The sequence below is a fragment of the Aneurinibacillus migulanus genome, from assembly GCF_001274715.1.
Classification (GTDB): domain Bacteria; phylum Bacillota; class Bacilli; order Aneurinibacillales; family Aneurinibacillaceae; genus Aneurinibacillus; species Aneurinibacillus migulanus.
On record NZ_LGUG01000013.1, the window covers coordinates 125,945 to 142,291 of the forward strand.

The window sequence follows — 16,347 nt, forward strand, 5'->3', positions numbered from 1 at the left end:
GCTATATGGCAAAATTAAACCCGCTCGTCAAAGTACTCTCAAAAGTGGTATTAGGAAGCTTCTTGCTTGGCTCTCTTCCTGTTTCCGCGGTGTATGCGGATGTGGAAGAGTCAATCCCAGTTAGGGCATCAAATGAAAGCCAACCTACGCTTATTGGAAAATATAGGTTGGCGAATCCAGAGGAACTGGGTAAAGGAATTAAGATGTCTGTCGGCTCCTCTCTTCTTCACATTCCAGGCGATCCAGAGAATGTATTTTATTCTACCGCTGACCGCGGGCCAAACGGAGAAGTAAAAGTAGGAGAGGAGAAAAGACGGACTTTTCCGCTCGATACATATACACCAAGTATTTATAAAATTGAAGTAGTAGATGGGAAAATTAATGTCCTTGAAAGAATTTCGCTGAAGTTAGCCAATGGAACAGACCCGGTTACTGGCACGAATCTGATCTCTGGTGTTTCCAATCTGCCAAAAGAAGATGAGGTACCATACGATGAGACAGGACAGAAGCAATTAGCTTATGATCCTTATGGGCTCGATCTTGAAGGCCTAGCTTATAATAAGAATGATGACACCTTTTGGTTATGCGATGAATATCGACCAAGCCTTGTGCAGGTTAAGCGTGACGGAACGATTCTCCAGCGTTTGATTCCAGCAGGTATGGCGGAGAAAATAACCGATGCACCTCATGTTCCGATTAAAGATATTTTACCTGGTGTATATTCGAAGCGAATTCAGAACCGTGGATTTGAAGGGGTGTCCATTACTCCGGATGGGAAGTGGATGTATGCAATTATGCAAAACTCCCTGGCTAATCCGGATGATAATGCAGGTAAAAACTCACGTATTATGCGAATCATAAAAATCGATTTGACCAATCTGAAGGTTGTTGCTGAATTTCCTTACGTAGCCGATAGTGCGAAAAACTACGATGGCTTAAAACAATTTGATATTGTGGCATCTGACCTTTATGCGATAAACGAGCATGTATTGTTAATTGATGAGCGGGACAAATATGCAGGTGAAGAAGCCAAACTTAAAAAAGTATATAAGCTTGATTTGTCCAAAGCAACCAGCATACTGGGACAATATGATGAAGCAAAAAAAGGAGAGCCTCTGCTTGAACAAATGGATACAGATCAATTGAAAGAAAAAGGCGTAGTCTTGGCTGAAAAAACCGAAGTTTTGGATATGCTAAAATTTGATTATCCATTTGAGAAGGTAGAAGGTATTTCGCTAGTGAACAACCATATTCTTGCTGTAATAAATGACAATGACTTTGGAATTGAGAATACGACACAGACAAATGTAGCCACGGAAATGTGGATGTTTGAAGTTGGAGATATTACAAAATAAGCTATACTTATGGACAAACAAAAAAGTTAAAGAATAAAGATACTTTAAAGAACTGTGTGGAAAAGACATTATACAGTTCTTTTTTGTTTTGTGACATCAACCGGAGAACTTATACAAGAATATCTCAATGCGATATTTTACATACTGCGTGTTGACTGTTTGTAAGGGAGTGTTATAATACTAATTGCAGAGATAATTGATAGTGAATATCATTATTATTATTATTTTGTTCCCTTTATATGGATTTATACATATAAAATTTACCCGCTAAAAAGGAATAGACATGAAAAAAAGATATCTATTTATCGCATTAATTATTTTGTCAATTGCTTCTGTTTTTATTGGTGTAAAGGATATAACTCCTTTAGATATTTTCAATTTAAGCCAAGATCAAGCCGAAATTCTGCTAACGAGTAGAATTCCACGCCTTATTAGTATTATTGTTGCTGGGATTAGCCTCAGTATAAGCGGTCTGATTATGCAGCAGCTAACAAGAAATAAATTCGTATCTCCGACCACGGCGGGGACGATGGATTCGGCTAAATTGGGCATTTTGGTTTCCTTAATGATATTTGTGTCTGCCAGTCCTTTGGAAAAAATGCTGGTGGCTTTTGTATTTGCATTACTTGGAACATTCGTATTCATGAAAATATTAGAGAAGATAAAATTTAAAGACACGATTTTTATCCCGCTCGTCGGTTTAATGTTTGGTAATATCATCAATTCAATCACAACATTTTTTGCATATAAACATGACCTTATTCAGAATATATCTGCTTGGTTGCAAGGAGATTTTTCTATGATTATTAAGGGCAGATATGAACTTATATTCATCAGTATACCGATTGTTATAATCGCGTATCTTTTTGCAAATAAATTTACCGTAGCAGGAATGGGGGAGGAATTCTCCATTAATCTGGGGCTTAACTATAGACGTGTAGTGAATACTGGGCTGGTTATCGTGGCTATGGTATCGGCCGTAGTTATACTTACAGTCGGAGTAATTCCATTCTTGGGACTTGTTGTTCCTAACATTGTTACTATTTATCAAGGCGATAATCTCAAAAAAAACCTGCCCCATACAGCTTTATTAGGTGCGGTATTTGTACTGTTTTGTGATATATTGGGACGCGTTATTATTTATCCGTATGAGATTCCTATTGGCCTTACGGTTGGAGCAATCGGAAGCGGCATTTTTGCGTACTTGTTAATGAGGAGAAGGGCACATGAAGCATAACGCTAAAATAGGGGTTCTCGCAGTTTTTTCAGTATTATTAATCGCAGTATTTTTATTTATAAAAGTCGGAGGCAATTGGGATTATGTTCTGCCTCGAAGAGGCTTAAAAATACTTGCTATTGTTATAACAGGTAGTGCCATAGCTTTTTCAACAGTGGTCTTTCAGACGATTACAAACAACAGAATCCTGACACCAAGCATTATGGGACTGGATTCGCTTTATATGTTGATACAGACCTTCGTCATTTTTGTATTTGGTTCCACAAACCTGACGGTGGCAAATAAAAACATCAACTTTGTTATATGTGTAGGGTTAATGGTGCTTTTCTCAGGACTGCTATATAAAGTCCTCTTTAAACGAGAAGGACAAAACATTTACTTTTTGTTGCTGATGGGGCTGATACTTGGCACCTTGTTCCAAAGCTTATCGACGTTTATGCAGGTGCTTATTGATCCGAATGAATTCCAAATTGTTCAGGATAAGATGTTTGCCAGCTTTAATAATGTCAACACAGACCTTTTATTAATTGCCATTATTGCTATATTGGGTGTTGCCGTTTACTTTTCAAGATTTATTAAGTACCTGGATGTATTATCCCTGGGAAGAGACCAGGCGATTAATCTGGGAGTTGATTACGACTATGTCGTAAAGAGACTGTTGATAGTTGTAGCAATACTTGTTTCCATATCGACGGCTTTGGTCGGACCTATCACATTTCTGGGGTTGCTTGTAGTAAATGTTGCGCACGAGTTTTTAAAAACACACCAGCACAAGTATTTGATCTTAGGCTCTGTTTTTATAAGCATTATTGCCTTGGTTGGAGGCCAGTTGATTGTCGAAAAGGTATTTACATTCTCCACAACTTTAAGCGTTATTATAAATTTCATTGGTGGAGTGTACTTTATCTATCTTCTATTAAGGGAGCGTAAATCATGGTAGAAGTAAGAGAAGTTTCTAAACAATATGGAAGCAAGAGTGTTGTCGACAATGTCTCTGTGAAAATAGAAAAAGGAAAGATTACATCTTTTATCGGTCCGAATGGAGCCGGTAAAAGTACCCTGCTGTCCATGGTCAGTCGTCTTATCACAAAGGATACAGGCGAGATTCTGATTGATAACGAGGAAGTCAGCCAGTGCAAAAGTAACGATCTAGCAAAAAAAATATCGATATTAAAGCAGTCAAACCATATAAACATACGGTTAACCATTAAGGAATTGGTTTGTTTTGGCAGGTTTCCTTATTCCCAGGGAAATCTTTCAAAAGAAGATTGGAAGTATGTCAATGAAGCTATTACATATATGGAGCTGGAAGACATACAGGATAAATATCTTGATCAGTTAAGTGGAGGTCAGAGGCAACGGGCCTATATTGCTATGGTCATCGCCCAGAATACAGAATACATCCTTCTGGATGAACCTTTGAACAATCTGGATATGAAGCACTCAGTCCAAATAATGAAAGTGCTCAGAAGATTGGTTGATGAACTTGGCAAAACAATCATTATCGTTATTCATGATATTAATTTTGCGTCTTGTTATTCAGACTATATTGTAGCGCTCAAGGACGGGAAGGTTGTTAAAGAAGGCCCTACTGATGAGATTATTAACAGTTCTGTATTAAAAGACATTTATGATATGGACATCAAGATAGAGAACATCAATGAGAATAAAATCTGTGTTTATTTCTCGTAAGAAAATAATCATACTGGGTTTGGTTTATTTTGATGGTTTTGTAAAACCATTAATTTAAATAAAATAAAAAAACTTTCAGGGGTGACAAGGATGAAAAAGAAATTATGGATGGTAGTAATGATTGCCATTCTAGCTATTGCCGCTGTTGCGTGCAGTTCAAATAGCTCAAAAGAGAGCGCAGCGCCGAAAGCGGCGAAAGAAAGTGAAGAGCTAACAATTAAACATCAGCTGGGTGAGACAAAAGTTAAGAAAAACCCACAAAAGGTTGTTGTTTTTGACTTTGGTGCGCTGGATACATTGGATAAACTAGGCGTAGAGGTAACAGGAGTTCCGCAAAAAAATATTCCGCCATACCTCTCGAAATATAAAGATGCAAAATATCAAAATGTCGGTGGGTTAAAAGAGCCTGACTTCGAGAAAATCAATGAAATTAAACCGGATTTAATTATTATCTCTGGAAGACAACAAGACTCATACAAAGAGTTTACTAAAATTGCTCCAACGATTTTCATAGGTGTAGATGCAAAGAAATATATGGAATCATTCACTGAAAATGTAAAAACATTAGGTCAAATTTTCGGTAAGGAATCTCAAGTAGACCAAGAACTTGCAAAAGTGAATGAAGATATTAAAAAGCTGAATGAAAAAGCAACTGCAAGCGGCAAGAATGCACTAATCATTTTAGCTAACGATGGTAAAGTGAGTGCATATGGAGCAGGATCTAGATTTGGTATTATTCATGATGTTTTCGGTTTTACTCCTGTTGATAAAAATATCGAGACATCTACACATGGACAAAGTATTTCCTTTGAATATATCGTTGAGAAAGATCCTGACTATCTTTTTGTTATCGACAGGGGAGCTGCTGTCGGCGGTGAATCATCCGCAAAGAAAGTGGTAGAAAACGAATTAGTGAAGAAAACAAAAGCGTTCAAAAATAACAATATTGTATATCTGGACCCGAACTACTGGTATCTCTCCGGTGGTGGATTGGTTTCAGTTGAAGAGATGGTTAAAGAAGTAGGAGCAAGCATTAAATAGAACGTAAAGTAACCACCTGTGTTCGAATTATATTCGAGGCAGGTGGTTTTGTTTAATGGCTAGGAAAGTAAAGAAAAAATCACGACGCGTTGTCAAACGCTAACGGCCGTTTCGGTTTTTTTTGCCGAAAAAGGACGAGCGAAGGCGCCCGTGATTTTTTCTTATATAAGGATTTCCACAAAAAAATACCCTCTCACGATATATCGTCTAGAGAGAGTAAGGAAAAAGGTGTTGAGAAAAAGTTTACTAACTAGGCATCTTCAATGTAACACTTTGGAAAAAGAAAAAGGTTAAAAAATAGTAAAAATTTGCATAGTGAAGGACCGTTCCTGAGGAATGGTCCTTTTACTTATATAAATAATCACACCTGTTGATTGTTTTGAGAGGAAAAGACCACCACAACGGGACACAAACAAGGCCTTTCGTCTCCCTTCCCGAGCGGTTGCCCCGGCCCTCTACGCTTCCATGCGGGAGACGAACCGACGCCCGTTTGGGCACGGTGTGGTGGCTACCCACTCTGGAGCGCAGGGCGCATCCAACCTCTTCTTTTTCTGAATTACCTACTTCCAACCACGCTACCCTGTCAAAATATCAAGTGTAATTTATACAGTTGGATATAGGTGAATGGAAAAAAGAATGTGCAAATGTCACAGTTTGTCGATAGAGTGATGTGGATAAAAATGGATTTATGTTGGATAATGGATAAGTATGTATAAAGCTAGGAGAGGTGAGCAATGGATAGAGAGGTTGAGCTGGAGATTAAAATTGAGAAGTTAAAGCAACAGTTGATATATACAGCAGAAGAAAATAATTTTGATTTTCAGCATCCGCATGTGCTGCATCTTAGTGAAGAAATTGATTTTTTAATTGTTAAAAAGATGAAGTATGGTAACACCATAACTTCAACTGTATAAAAGGTACGTACTAGCTAAAGATGCAGTAAGGTTTATTGATGTTGGAGAGCGCGTGACAAAAAAAGCCCCTCTCTGCCTTATCCAGAAAGGGGATCGAAAGGAGTCAGTAGTAAACACAGTTTTTATTATAAATAACTAAGATAAAGAAGAGGTTAATAAAAGGTTACAAAAGTAGCTGGGAGATAAACTGCTCCTAAAGGTCCGATATGTTCAATTAACACTCAGTGGGGGACATACGAAAACCCTGCTGAGTGAAGTCTCATTTTATTCTAATATAAATTTTATTATAATACCGACTTGACTTATTGGGATTGTTGTATTATAACTAATAAATCAAACATATTAATGTAGAGAAATGATTTCGCAACAAAGAGGGGGATTACATTGGCAACGCTACTGACGATTGTGAATATCGTTCTTATGCTTCTACTTATTATCGGTTTATATACAATGCAAAAGAAGCGAGCCTCATTTTCAGCACGCGTTTTTACAGCATTAGGAGTAGGGATTGTATTCGGTCTTATACTACAATTCATTTATGGAGCCAAATCGGACGTTCTTGACGCATCAATTGATTGGTTTAACATTGTTGGGCAGGGATATGTCAAACTGCTGCAAATGATCGTTATGCCGCTGGTCTTTATCTCTATTCTAGGTGCTTTCACGAAAGTGAAGCTATCTGGCAATGTCGGCAAAATCAGTACGCTTATTATCGGAATATTAGTAGGTACGACAGCGGTAGCTGCAGCTATCGGTATCGCATCTGCTTTTGCTTTTAACTTAGAAGCTGTACAAATTCAGCAAGGTCAGGCGGAGACGGAGCGCGCAGCGTTGCTTGAACAGAAATTGGGTGATGTTCAGGATATGACATTACCACAAAAGATTGTAGAGCTTTTGCCAGCGAATCCATTCCTGGATTTCACGGGTGACCGTCCGACTTCGACTATCGCGATCGTTATCTTTTCAGCGATTATCGGGATTGCATTCCTGGGCGTGAAGCGGAAAAATCCGGAGCAGGCAGAGATGTTTGCTAAAATCGTGGATACGTTCTACACAATTATTATGAGGGTAGTAACCTTGATTTTACGCCTTACTCCATACGGTGTACTTGCTTTGATGACCAAAGTTACCGCAACAAGTGACTACAATGCGATTCTAAAGTTAGGAAAGTTTGTTGTTGCCTCATATGCGGCGCTGATTGTAATGTTTATCATTCATTTGCTTCTGCTGGCAATGGCGGGTTTAAATCCAATTACGTATGCAAAGAAGTCACTTCCTGTTCTGACGTTTGCCTTTACGTCACGGACTAGCGCAGGAGCACTCCCGCTCAATATTAAAACGCAAACACATAAACTGGGTGTGCCGGAAGGAATCGCGAACTTTGCGGGTTCGTTCGGTCTTTCCATCGGACAGAACGGCTGTGCTGGAATTTATCCGGCTATGCTTGCCGTAATGATTGCGCCAACGGCCGGAATTGACCCGTTGACACCATCCTTTATTCTAACGTTGATTGTAGTGGTAGCTATCAGTTCGTTTGGTGTAGCAGGCGTGGGCGGCGGTGCCACATTTGCGGCGCTAATCGTTCTGTCGACCATGAATCTTCCTGTTGCCCTTGCAGGTTTGCTTATTTCGGTTGAACCGTTAATCGATATGGGACGTACCGCTTTAAATGTCAGCGGAAGCATGACAGCGGGTGTTCTAACGAGCAAGGTGACGAAGGAATTAGATACAGATGTATTCGCCGATACGAAACAACAACACATGGAAGTATAAAATATCACAAATCGTGTATGAAAGCCCCGGGCTAGTTACCTGGGGCTTTTTCTATGGATAAGAAAGCAACATATCGTTTCTTTCGACCGTATCACTTGAAAAAAGCCCCTGCCTTTTTCTTATTTATGCATGTCGCCACGGAGAGCCGCCCGTGTAAGGTCCATGTGTTGCCAGGCGCATTAACTGTGTTGCCATGTATTTTGGAGTGTAGGGCATGTCGTTTTCTAGCCACCATATAATCACTCCTAAAAAGGCGGCCGAGATGTATCGTATGAGAATGTCCCGTGGTACGGTAAGTTGATTGTCGTCAGGCTGTACGATGGAAATTCCTTTCGAGATGAATGCAGCAATTACCTCCATAAGACGAGAAGTAAAGTGAGGCATACCTTTCTCACCAAGCATAACGCGATAAAATGCTTCATGCTGTGCAATTTGCTCAAAAAGATGAATAAAAGTGGGATGCAGTTTATCGTTTGTAAAATCAAAATCATCATCTGCATTTTCAGTTGAAGATGGAGAAATACTCTCCAATAAATCGTTTAATATCTCGTCGATACTTTGACGCATCAAATCATGTTTATCACGATAGTGCAAATAAAATGTTGCTCGATTCAATGTTGCCAATTCTGTAATATCTTGTACCGTAATCGCATCATAGCCCTTCTCGGGAATGAGTGCGACAAGTGCATCCCGAAGAAGCTGGCGGCTCCGTTTTACACGGGGATCGAGCTTTTGATTTTTGGTCGACATTTTTACGCTCCTTGTATAACTTTTTTTCTTTATGCAACAAGACAATTTGTTTTGTATGAATAAACAACAAAACGATAAAATGTGTTGTTTGCACATTTTTTTGACCGTTGTTACAATATTAACGACACAGTGTTGATAAAGCAACTATGTGTTTATTAATTAACGCGTTATATTTGTTTTTACTACGAATTTTACTCACTTTCTATTTGTGTAAAGAAACATGTGACTTCAATGTAAACATAGAAAGGAAGTTGAATGATGGGGCGTTTGAGTGGAAAAGTAGCGGTTATTACAGGTGCAGCGATGGGACAGGGCGAAACGGAAGCGAAGCTTTTTGCTAAGGAAGGTGCAAAGGTGGTTGCTACCGATTTGCACGAAGCTGAACTGCAAAAAGTTGTGGATGAAATCATTGGAAACGACGGACAGGCAATTGCGATAAAACATAATGTGGCGTCTGATGACGATTGGAGAAGAGTTATTGACAAGGCGGTTGAATCCTTTGGGAAAGTTGATGTACTTGTCAATAATGCTGGGATCAGCTCAGATATGAACTTAGAAAACTTTGATATAGATGAATGGAATAAAGTGTTGAATGTGAATTTGACCGGATGCATGCTCGGAATGAAATACGTTGTTCCTGAGATGAAAAAAGTAGGAGCCGGCTCGATTATCAATATCTCTTCCATTGCAGGTATCGTAGCATTGAATTATACGAACGGTTACACGGCCGCCAAGGGTGCTTTGCGAGCTTTATCTAAAGCATCGGCTATTGAACTTGCACAGGATAGTATTCGGGTCAATTCCATTCACCCAGGCATCATTGTAACTCCGATGCTTCAAGAGGCAATGGAAAGCGGTGCTCAGCAAATGTTTGAAGCAGGTACTCCGCTGCCCCGTTTAGGGAAGCCGGAAGATATTGCCTACGGTGTCCTTTATTTAGCTTCAGATGAGTCTGCATTTGTAACAGGCACGGAATTAATTATTGATGGCGGATGGACTGCAAGATAGACCGTGTTTACTTCATAGGCAGAAAATAAGGGGTGATTAAGTATGTCTTAAAATCAACAGGTGGCAGTTGTAACCGGGGCGGGAAGCGGTATGGGGCGTGCCAGTAGCTTGAAGTTGGCTGAAATGGGCATGAAAGTAGTAGTAGTTGACTTTAATCAACAAACAGGTGAAGAAACACTTGCCCTTATTCAGGATCAAGGTGGAGAAGGGATAATTGTCCAGGCAGATGTGACGAAAAGCGCTGATGTGCAAAAGTATGTAAATACAGCGATAGAGACATATGATCGTATCGATGTATTTTTCAATAATGCTTCAAGCTCAGGTCTTAGAAGTGAACATAGTGTAGGCGTCTACTCGGCAAGCAAGCATGCTGTAGTAGGTATAACGAAATCGGCTGCAATGTACCAGAAATTCAATGGCCTCGAATGGGTCGTATGGCTGACCCGGAAGAAATCGCAAATGTAGGGAAGAGCAGGTGCACATTAACCCTACTTTACAATTTGGCAAAGAGAAAGAGGGTGTCCCAAAAGTAACTTTGGGGCACCCTTTTTCACGTAAAAAAGAAGAAAATCGCTCTTTTTGATATAATGAAGTCACCACAACAAACAAAATATCAGAAAGGAACGATTTTCTTATGTACACTCATTATACCACTCGCCAGTTAGTTCTTCCAATGGATATTGATATCCTAATCCCCGATCATCACCTGTGCCGAATTGTGGATGCAACGGTTGAAAAAATAGACCCTCGCTTGTTTATTCCTCTCCACCCAGGCGGAGGGCGTCCTCCTTATCCTCCAAAAATGATGCTAAAAATTATTCTGTATGCGTATACCAATCGCATATATTCCTCTCGGCAGATCGCCAAACAGCTGGGTGAAAATATTTACTTCATGTGGCTTTCCGAAAATCAAAAACCGGATTTTCGTACCATCAACCGTTTCCGTTCCGAACGCATGAAGGATGTGATTTATGAAACGTTCTTCTCCCTCGTCGATCTGCTTCGTCAGGAAGGGCTGGTGAAGCTGGAAGATTACTTTTTGGACGGGACAAAAATCGAAGCCAATGCCAACAAATATACGTTTGTTTGGCGGAAGTCCACTGAAAAATATGATCAAAAGCTGGACGAGAAATTCCAGCAGATTGTTACATCCATTGAAGAAGTGACACGGGAAGATGAACAGGCAGAAAAGGAAACAGATTTTCAGGGAAAGTGGGAAGAAACACCGATTACATCCGAGAAAATCGAGGAAACGATAAAAAAGGTAGAAAAACGACTCGAACAGCATCCGAAAAATCGAACCCTAAAGAAAGCAAAGCGTCAACTGGAAAAAGATCTTCTACCCCGGAAACAAAAGTACGAAGAACAAAAGGCCACCTTCGGGGAACGCAACAGCTTTTCGAAGACGGATCCTGATGCGACGTTTATGCGGATGAAAGATGATCCTATGAAAAACGGCCAGTTGAAACCTGGTTACAATGTACAAATGGGAACAGAAGGTCAATTTATCACCGGATTCAGTCTTCACCAACGGGCGGGAGATCCTGGCTGCCTGATTCCTCATTTTGAAGTTCTTGAGCAATACAATCGCCCTAAACCAAAGGCGTTGATTGGCGATTCCGGATATGGGAGCGAGGAGAATTACGTCTATTGCGAAAAGAAAGAAATCGAGGCGTACGTCAAATACAGTACCTTCGATAAGGAACAAACGAAAACATGGAAGAATCAAGTGGGTCGTCTGGAGAACATGACGTACGACGAAGAACAGGATAAGTGGATGTGTGCGAACAATAAACGACTGACCTTTCGTTATGAAAAGAAACAGAAGTCGGACAATGGATATGAATCGATCAAGCGAGTGTACCTTTGTGCGGACTGTCCTGGCTGTCCATTTCAAGCGTCTTGCGCAAAAGGAAAAGAAACCAAAAGGATCACTGTTTCGATGGAAAATCAAAAACAGCGCAAAGACGTACGGGAACGGCTGGCAACCGAAGAAGGAGAACGAAAATACAGCCAGCGAAAAATCGATGTGGAACCTGTGTTTGGTCAAATCAAACATAATCGCCAGTTCCATCGATTTTCATTAAGAGGCCTATCCAAAAATACGGTGGAATGGGGTCTTATTTGTGCTGCCCATAACCTCATAAAATGGACCCTAAAATTAAATCAACAATCAAAAGAACCACAAATACGGAGATAAATAGAAAGAAAATCGAGGATAAGCAACCTCTAAAATCCATATTCAGGTAAAAAAAGAAGGGCTGGCTCGAAAAAATCGTTTTTCAACGACCTTTTGAGACAGCCTCTCTGTATTGCATCATTAATAGAGCAAGCTAGTATACCTCTCTTTTCTCAAAAATGACGATTTGGATGAGTAGTAAGGCGGCAATATGTACAAGGATCATTATGATTGAGAAGCCGAACGACATTCCTAAGAACGGCGGCTCCATTCCGCCACTTATAAGGGGATTCGGGTCATATACTTTCAAGTTCAAGTTATTGAAGATGATATATTTAGCTCCCCATTTTTCCGGCAGTAACGAAGACAGTACGTTTCCGGCTATATAGAGAAAAACAGATGCTGTAATCGAGAGCGGACTACTTTTGAATACTGTCGCGATAAAGAACGACAGTGTCATCATAAAAATACTGTCAGGCAGTTCATATAAATATGCCTTGCATACAGTTCCAAAAGTTAATCCCCCAGATCGGACCATACCGAAAAGAAGTACATCAATCAGCATGCTTGCAGCCCATAGAATCAGAACGGTTCCTATGATAACGACCAGGTTGGCGACATATTTTGATAGAAGTATCGTTCTGCGGCTGACAGGGCGCAGGAGTAATTGTTTAATGGTACCATCCTTGAATTCGTCAGTGATGGATTGGGCACCCAGCACGATAGCGAACAGCGTAACAAAAATCATGAGAAACGAAGCAAGGCTGTGGGCGAATTTCAGATACTCCCTGGTCGCATACAAATCAGGTGCGATTCGGTTTGCGATACCGATACCGATGATAAATACCAGGCAAAAGTACAGAAAAAATACGCTTTGCTTTTTACTGTTAATCTTCATGATTTCATTCTGAACTAGCGCAAGAAATCTCATGATGAATGCGTTCCTCCTGTTATCGACAAGAATGTCTCCTCCAGTGACCTCGTCTTGATTCGAACCTGGAATACGCCGATTCCATTTTGTACAAGCAGTGTTACAATCTCGGGGATGTGCTGCTTCGCGGCTGTCACAGTTATGGTGCTGTCGGTTGTTTTGACAATAGGTATGGAGGCGAGAAGCGTAGCTGCCTTGGCAGGTTCGGTAATTTCGAACTCGACTTCAACCTGTGTATCCGTCTCCTTTTTTTCTTTTATGCTGTGTTCTCCGACGAACGCCCCATTCTGGATGATAACGACACGATCGCACATCAATTCTATCTCGGACAGCAAGTGGCTCGATATAATTACTGCGATGTTTTCTTCTTTGGCAAGCATATATAAGTAGTTACGTAACTGATGAATTCCGGCCGGGTCAAGACCGTTCGTCGGTTCATCGAGAATGAGAACGCTGGGCTTATGCAGAAGAGCTTGAGCAATCCCAAGACGTTGACGCATGCCAAGGGAGTACGTTTTCACTTTGCGGTGCATCGCATCCGTCAGCTCGACCAGTTCAGCAACTTCCATCATGCGTTCTTTAGTGATAGGCTGCTCGTACATTCTGGCAAAATGCTTCAGGTTCTGCATTCCAGTCATATATCCGTATAAATCCGGATTTTCCACAATGGCTCCGATATGACGGAGCGCATTCGTTCGCTGTGTTCGGATGCTGTGGCCTTCGATAAAAATATCGCCCTCGGTTATGGAGATAAGACCGACCATCATGCGGATGGTAAGGGTTTTCCCTGCTCCGTTCGGTCCCAACAGGCCGCAGATTTCCCCACGCTGAATGGAAAATGACAAATCTTTAATAAGCTCGTCTCCACCTATATTCTTTGAGACATGTTGTACTTCAATAGCATTTTGACTAGTCATGCTCTAATCCTTTCTTTTTTATGGATAAGAAAGCGACATCTACTTTCTTCCGATCATATCACTTGAAAAACGCCCGCGAGTTTTTCTTATGTATGATACAGCAACTCTGCTATTGTTGACGAATGAATGAACGGAAAGTTGCAAAAGGATATATTTACATTATACCCTTGTAATACGATGTACAACGTATTACAATGTTCCTGACGATACTGGAAGAAAGGTGATGCATTTTGGATAAAGAAATCATGAAAGGCAGCATCGATATTTTGCTTCTGTCATTGCTTGCACAGCAAGAGATGTACGGCTATGAAATGGTAAAAACGCTAAAAGAAACGAGTGGAGATTTGTACAATATGAGTGAAGGGACACTGTATCCGGCGCTGAAACGAATGGAAAAAAAGAACTGGATTGAGTCGTACTGGCAGGAAGCGGATGCGGGTGGCCGGCGCAAATACTACCGTATGACAGAAGACGGTAGGAAGGAGCTGGAGCGTAAGCTGAAAGATTGGCATTCGATTAATCATTTGATTTTTAAATGCGCGGAGGGGCTTTCATGAGTTCATTTGACCATTATATTGAGAAAATCCTCGATCGTGTCGAATGCGAAAAAGATGAGCGGGAGGACATGAGAGAAGAAATACGTTGTCATCTCATGTTAGCGATGGAAGAGTACCGGGAACAAGGATATACGAAGCAGGAAGCTGTACAGCGGGCAATTGCGGATTTTGGCGTCGAGGAAGCGATTGGGGAAGGTCTGCAGCGTTCTTTGTTTCCCTATCGTAAAGAATTTTTGACGTGTATCGGTGTAGGAACGATTGTATACAGTGCATCAGGCTATTTATACCAGTTGCTTGCTTATGGAAGCGCACATCCCATCTGGCTTACCGTTAGTGTACTTATTGGTACTTGTCTTGTTTTAGCAGGCATGTATCCGGCTTATCTTGCCGACCGAAAAATTGTATTGGGTAGTATGCTTGCTTTGACATGCTTTTGTGCTGTGTTTGGATTTACAGTGGTAGCGGGTGCTGAAGCTTGGTATGTAAGGATATTGTATGTGCTAGGTTGGTTCCTGGCGGTGTTCTCGCTGCTGATGATATTCTTGACAGCTATTAAAGGGGTAGGCACGGGGCAGGAGAGTCCTGAGGAACGGAAGGCACGTATTGTCATTCATGTGTTCAATTTAGCTAACGGAATCGCAGTCTTCGCCTGTGCTGCCATACTGGCATACGCTGGTCTCGTATTTGGTGGAGTAAGTCCGTTCCTGTTAATACCTTTTAGTATCGTACTGTTCTGGGCAGTCTCTTATTGGACGCAATACCGGATGCGTACCAGGCGGATTGCTGTAAGTTATCTGTTCGGCAGTTTTTCGCTTATGCTGACGGGTGGCATTGTCTATATGTTTTCAGGCACGTTCAGATAAGAAATGGAAAAACATAAAGGGGAATTTCATATGCGAAGAAAAACAAAAGCAATCTGGATTGTCGCTGTAGCTCTGATCGGGTTATTTTTTCTTCTGGGGCTCGGTTATGGTAAGGAGAAACCTGCAAATGGCATTTATACAGGTCTGCTGGAGGCTTTTGATGTGAAAAATGAAAAAGCTGTTTTTGCTTATTCTTTGAAAGGGAAAGTAGGGATTTACATATCTGATTTGCACGGAAAAAACGCGAAACGTCTAGCGGAAGCGGATGAAGGTGAAATCATACACCACCCTGTATTCTCGACGGATGGAAAGACGGTTCTGTATATCGCTACCCCGGAGGATAGAGAACAGGTGAAAAGCTCCCTGTATGTCATGAATGTCGATGGAAGCGAGAAGCGTAAGCTGTACTCTATCGATTCGCTCATTACAGAAGCAGTGTTTGCACCGGATAGCAAAACGATTTATTATCTGCAGGCGGAGACGTTTACGAATTATTCACCGATTGCACGCAGAGACGCCCATGATTTCGACCTTTATTCATTGGACGTAAGCGGAGGACAACCGAAACGGATAACCTCAATGAAAGATTATATGCTTGAATCGTTGACAGTATCGCCAGACGGTAAAGAAGTATATGTAACGAAACAGGACGATCAGCATTCAAAAACAGCCGAAGATATTTTTGCATCCAAGCATAAGGTGTTTCGGATACCGCTAGGACATCCGGAGAAAATCGAGCCGGTTTTATTGCAGGGAATCAAGGAAGATGTGTTCAATGTAGAGGTATCGCCGGATAACCGATGGATGGCATTTAATTCGATTGCGAACCCCGGCACAAATGAGAATTTTCAGTATGAGATGTACGTACTGGACCGGCAGACTGGTCAGACACGCCAACTGACTCATCTGAAGAAGCACGCGGGAGCGGCGGTATTCGATGAACGAAGCGAGTGGATTTATTTCATGTGGGATAAGAAGTTCGGCGAGGGTGATCCTGAACATGAATGGTATCGTGTGTCACTGGATGGGAAGACAGTAGAGAATATACCTGTTGTGATAGAAGAAGGCGATTCGCCTAATTAATGCTTATATTTTGTTGTAGAAAATCAGGAAACAATTGTTCTCGGGTT

The 16,347-nt window shown here is 41.0% G+C and carries 16 protein-coding genes and 1 pseudogene; 14 read left to right on the top strand and 3 right to left on the bottom strand.

The genetic code is table 11. The annotated features are described in order from the left end of the window. Positions 1–5 precede the first annotated feature (5 nt). The 8 genes from AF333_RS29740 (at position 6) to AF333_RS29770 (ending at position 8,012) form a co-directional block, all read left to right on the top strand. Positions 6–1,355: an esterase-like activity of phytase family protein gene (locus tag AF333_RS29740; protein ID WP_043067149.1), complete on the top strand. Its 1,350-nt coding sequence runs from the start codon at positions 6–8 to the stop codon at positions 1,353–1,355. A gap of 283 nt (positions 1,356–1,638) precedes the next feature. Then, positions 1,639–2,592, top strand: coding sequence for an ABC transporter permease (locus tag AF333_RS29745; protein ID WP_043067150.1), 954 nt, complete (start codon positions 1,639–1,641; stop codon positions 2,590–2,592). Beyond that, positions 2,582–3,532 carry an iron chelate uptake ABC transporter family permease subunit gene (locus AF333_RS29750; protein ID WP_043067151.1) on the top strand — a complete coding sequence of 317 codons (951 nt, stop codon included), beginning with the start codon at positions 2,582–2,584 and terminating at the stop codon, positions 3,530–3,532. The genes AF333_RS29745 and AF333_RS29750 overlap by 11 nt, the downstream gene beginning before the upstream one ends. Beyond that, complete coding sequence (locus AF333_RS29755; RefSeq protein ID WP_043067152.1) at positions 3,526–4,284, top strand: iron ABC transporter ATP-binding protein; 759 nt, start codon at positions 3,526–3,528, stop codon at positions 4,282–4,284. Before AF333_RS29750 ends, AF333_RS29755 begins: the two co-directional genes overlap by 7 nt. A gap of 90 nt (positions 4,285–4,374) precedes the next feature. Beyond that, positions 4,375–5,325: a siderophore ABC transporter substrate-binding protein gene (locus AF333_RS29760; protein ID WP_043067153.1), complete on the top strand. Its 951-nt coding sequence runs from the start codon at positions 4,375–4,377 to the stop codon at positions 5,323–5,325. Positions 5,326–5,695: 370 nt separating this feature from the next. Continuing rightward, positions 5,696–5,926 carry a hypothetical protein gene (locus tag AF333_RS36500; protein WP_235497059.1) on the top strand — a complete coding sequence of 77 codons (231 nt, stop codon included), beginning with the start codon at positions 5,696–5,698 and terminating at the stop codon, positions 5,924–5,926. Between the two features lie 133 nt (positions 5,927–6,059). Next, complete coding sequence (locus AF333_RS29765; protein ID WP_043067154.1) at positions 6,060–6,239, top strand: aspartyl-phosphate phosphatase Spo0E family protein; 180 nt, start codon at positions 6,060–6,062, stop codon at positions 6,237–6,239. A 420-nt stretch (positions 6,240–6,659) separates the two neighbouring features. Continuing rightward, entirely contained in the window at positions 6,660–8,012 is a 1,353-nt protein-coding gene (locus AF333_RS29770; RefSeq protein WP_173585735.1) for an L-cystine transporter, read from the top strand. Positions 8,013–8,135: 123 nt separating this feature from the next. Here the strand turns inward: AF333_RS29770 and AF333_RS29775 are convergent, their stop codons facing one another. After that, on the bottom strand, positions 8,136–8,762 hold the full coding sequence (locus tag AF333_RS29775) for a TetR/AcrR family transcriptional regulator (RefSeq protein WP_043067156.1): 627 nt from the start codon (positions 8,760–8,762) through the stop codon (positions 8,136–8,138). Between the two features lie 258 nt (positions 8,763–9,020). Here AF333_RS29775 and AF333_RS29780 point away from each other — a divergent pair, with 258 nt between their 5' ends. From AF333_RS29780 to AF333_RS29790, 3 genes and pseudogenes are all read left to right on the top strand, one after another. After that, a complete protein-coding gene (locus tag AF333_RS29780) occupies positions 9,021–9,770 on the top strand; it encodes a glucose 1-dehydrogenase (RefSeq protein ID WP_043067157.1) in 750 nt (249 codons plus the stop codon). 90 nt (positions 9,771–9,860) lie between these two features. Further along, positions 9,861–10,172, top strand: a pseudogene (locus AF333_RS36505) (SDR family NAD(P)-dependent oxidoreductase); the annotation flags it as partial. Between the two features lie 232 nt (positions 10,173–10,404). Next, positions 10,405–11,970, top strand: coding sequence for an IS1182 family transposase (locus AF333_RS29790; protein ID WP_053432792.1), 1,566 nt, complete (start codon positions 10,405–10,407; stop codon positions 11,968–11,970). 133 nt (positions 11,971–12,103) lie between these two features. On the opposite strand, the gene AF333_RS29795 is transcribed toward AF333_RS29790, so the two are convergent. Continuing rightward, positions 12,104–12,880, bottom strand: coding sequence for an ABC transporter permease (locus AF333_RS29795; RefSeq protein ID WP_043063556.1), 777 nt, complete (start codon positions 12,878–12,880; stop codon positions 12,104–12,106). After that, positions 12,877–13,797, bottom strand: coding sequence for an ABC transporter ATP-binding protein (locus tag AF333_RS29800; protein ID WP_043063557.1), 921 nt, complete (start codon positions 13,795–13,797; stop codon positions 12,877–12,879). The genes AF333_RS29795 and AF333_RS29800 overlap by 4 nt, the downstream gene beginning before the upstream one ends. A gap of 230 nt (positions 13,798–14,027) precedes the next feature. Here AF333_RS29800 and AF333_RS29805 point away from each other — a divergent pair, with 230 nt between their 5' ends. Genes AF333_RS29805 through AF333_RS29815 form a run of 3 tightly spaced genes read left to right on the top strand, consistent with a single transcriptional unit; the run spans position 14,028 to position 16,300 of the window. Next, positions 14,028–14,354: a PadR family transcriptional regulator gene (locus AF333_RS29805; protein WP_043063558.1), complete on the top strand. Its 327-nt coding sequence runs from the start codon at positions 14,028–14,030 to the stop codon at positions 14,352–14,354. Continuing rightward, the gene (locus AF333_RS29810; RefSeq protein WP_043063559.1) at positions 14,351–15,217 is read left to right on the top strand and encodes a permease prefix domain 1-containing protein; all 867 of its coding nucleotides are present in this window, start codon (positions 14,351–14,353) and stop codon (positions 15,215–15,217) included. The genes AF333_RS29805 and AF333_RS29810 overlap by 4 nt, the downstream gene beginning before the upstream one ends. A 30-nt stretch (positions 15,218–15,247) precedes the next feature. Then, positions 15,248–16,300, top strand: a complete 1,053-nt coding sequence (locus AF333_RS29815) for a TolB family protein (protein ID WP_043063560.1) — start codon at positions 15,248–15,250, stop codon at positions 16,298–16,300. Positions 16,301–16,347 lie beyond the last annotated feature (47 nt).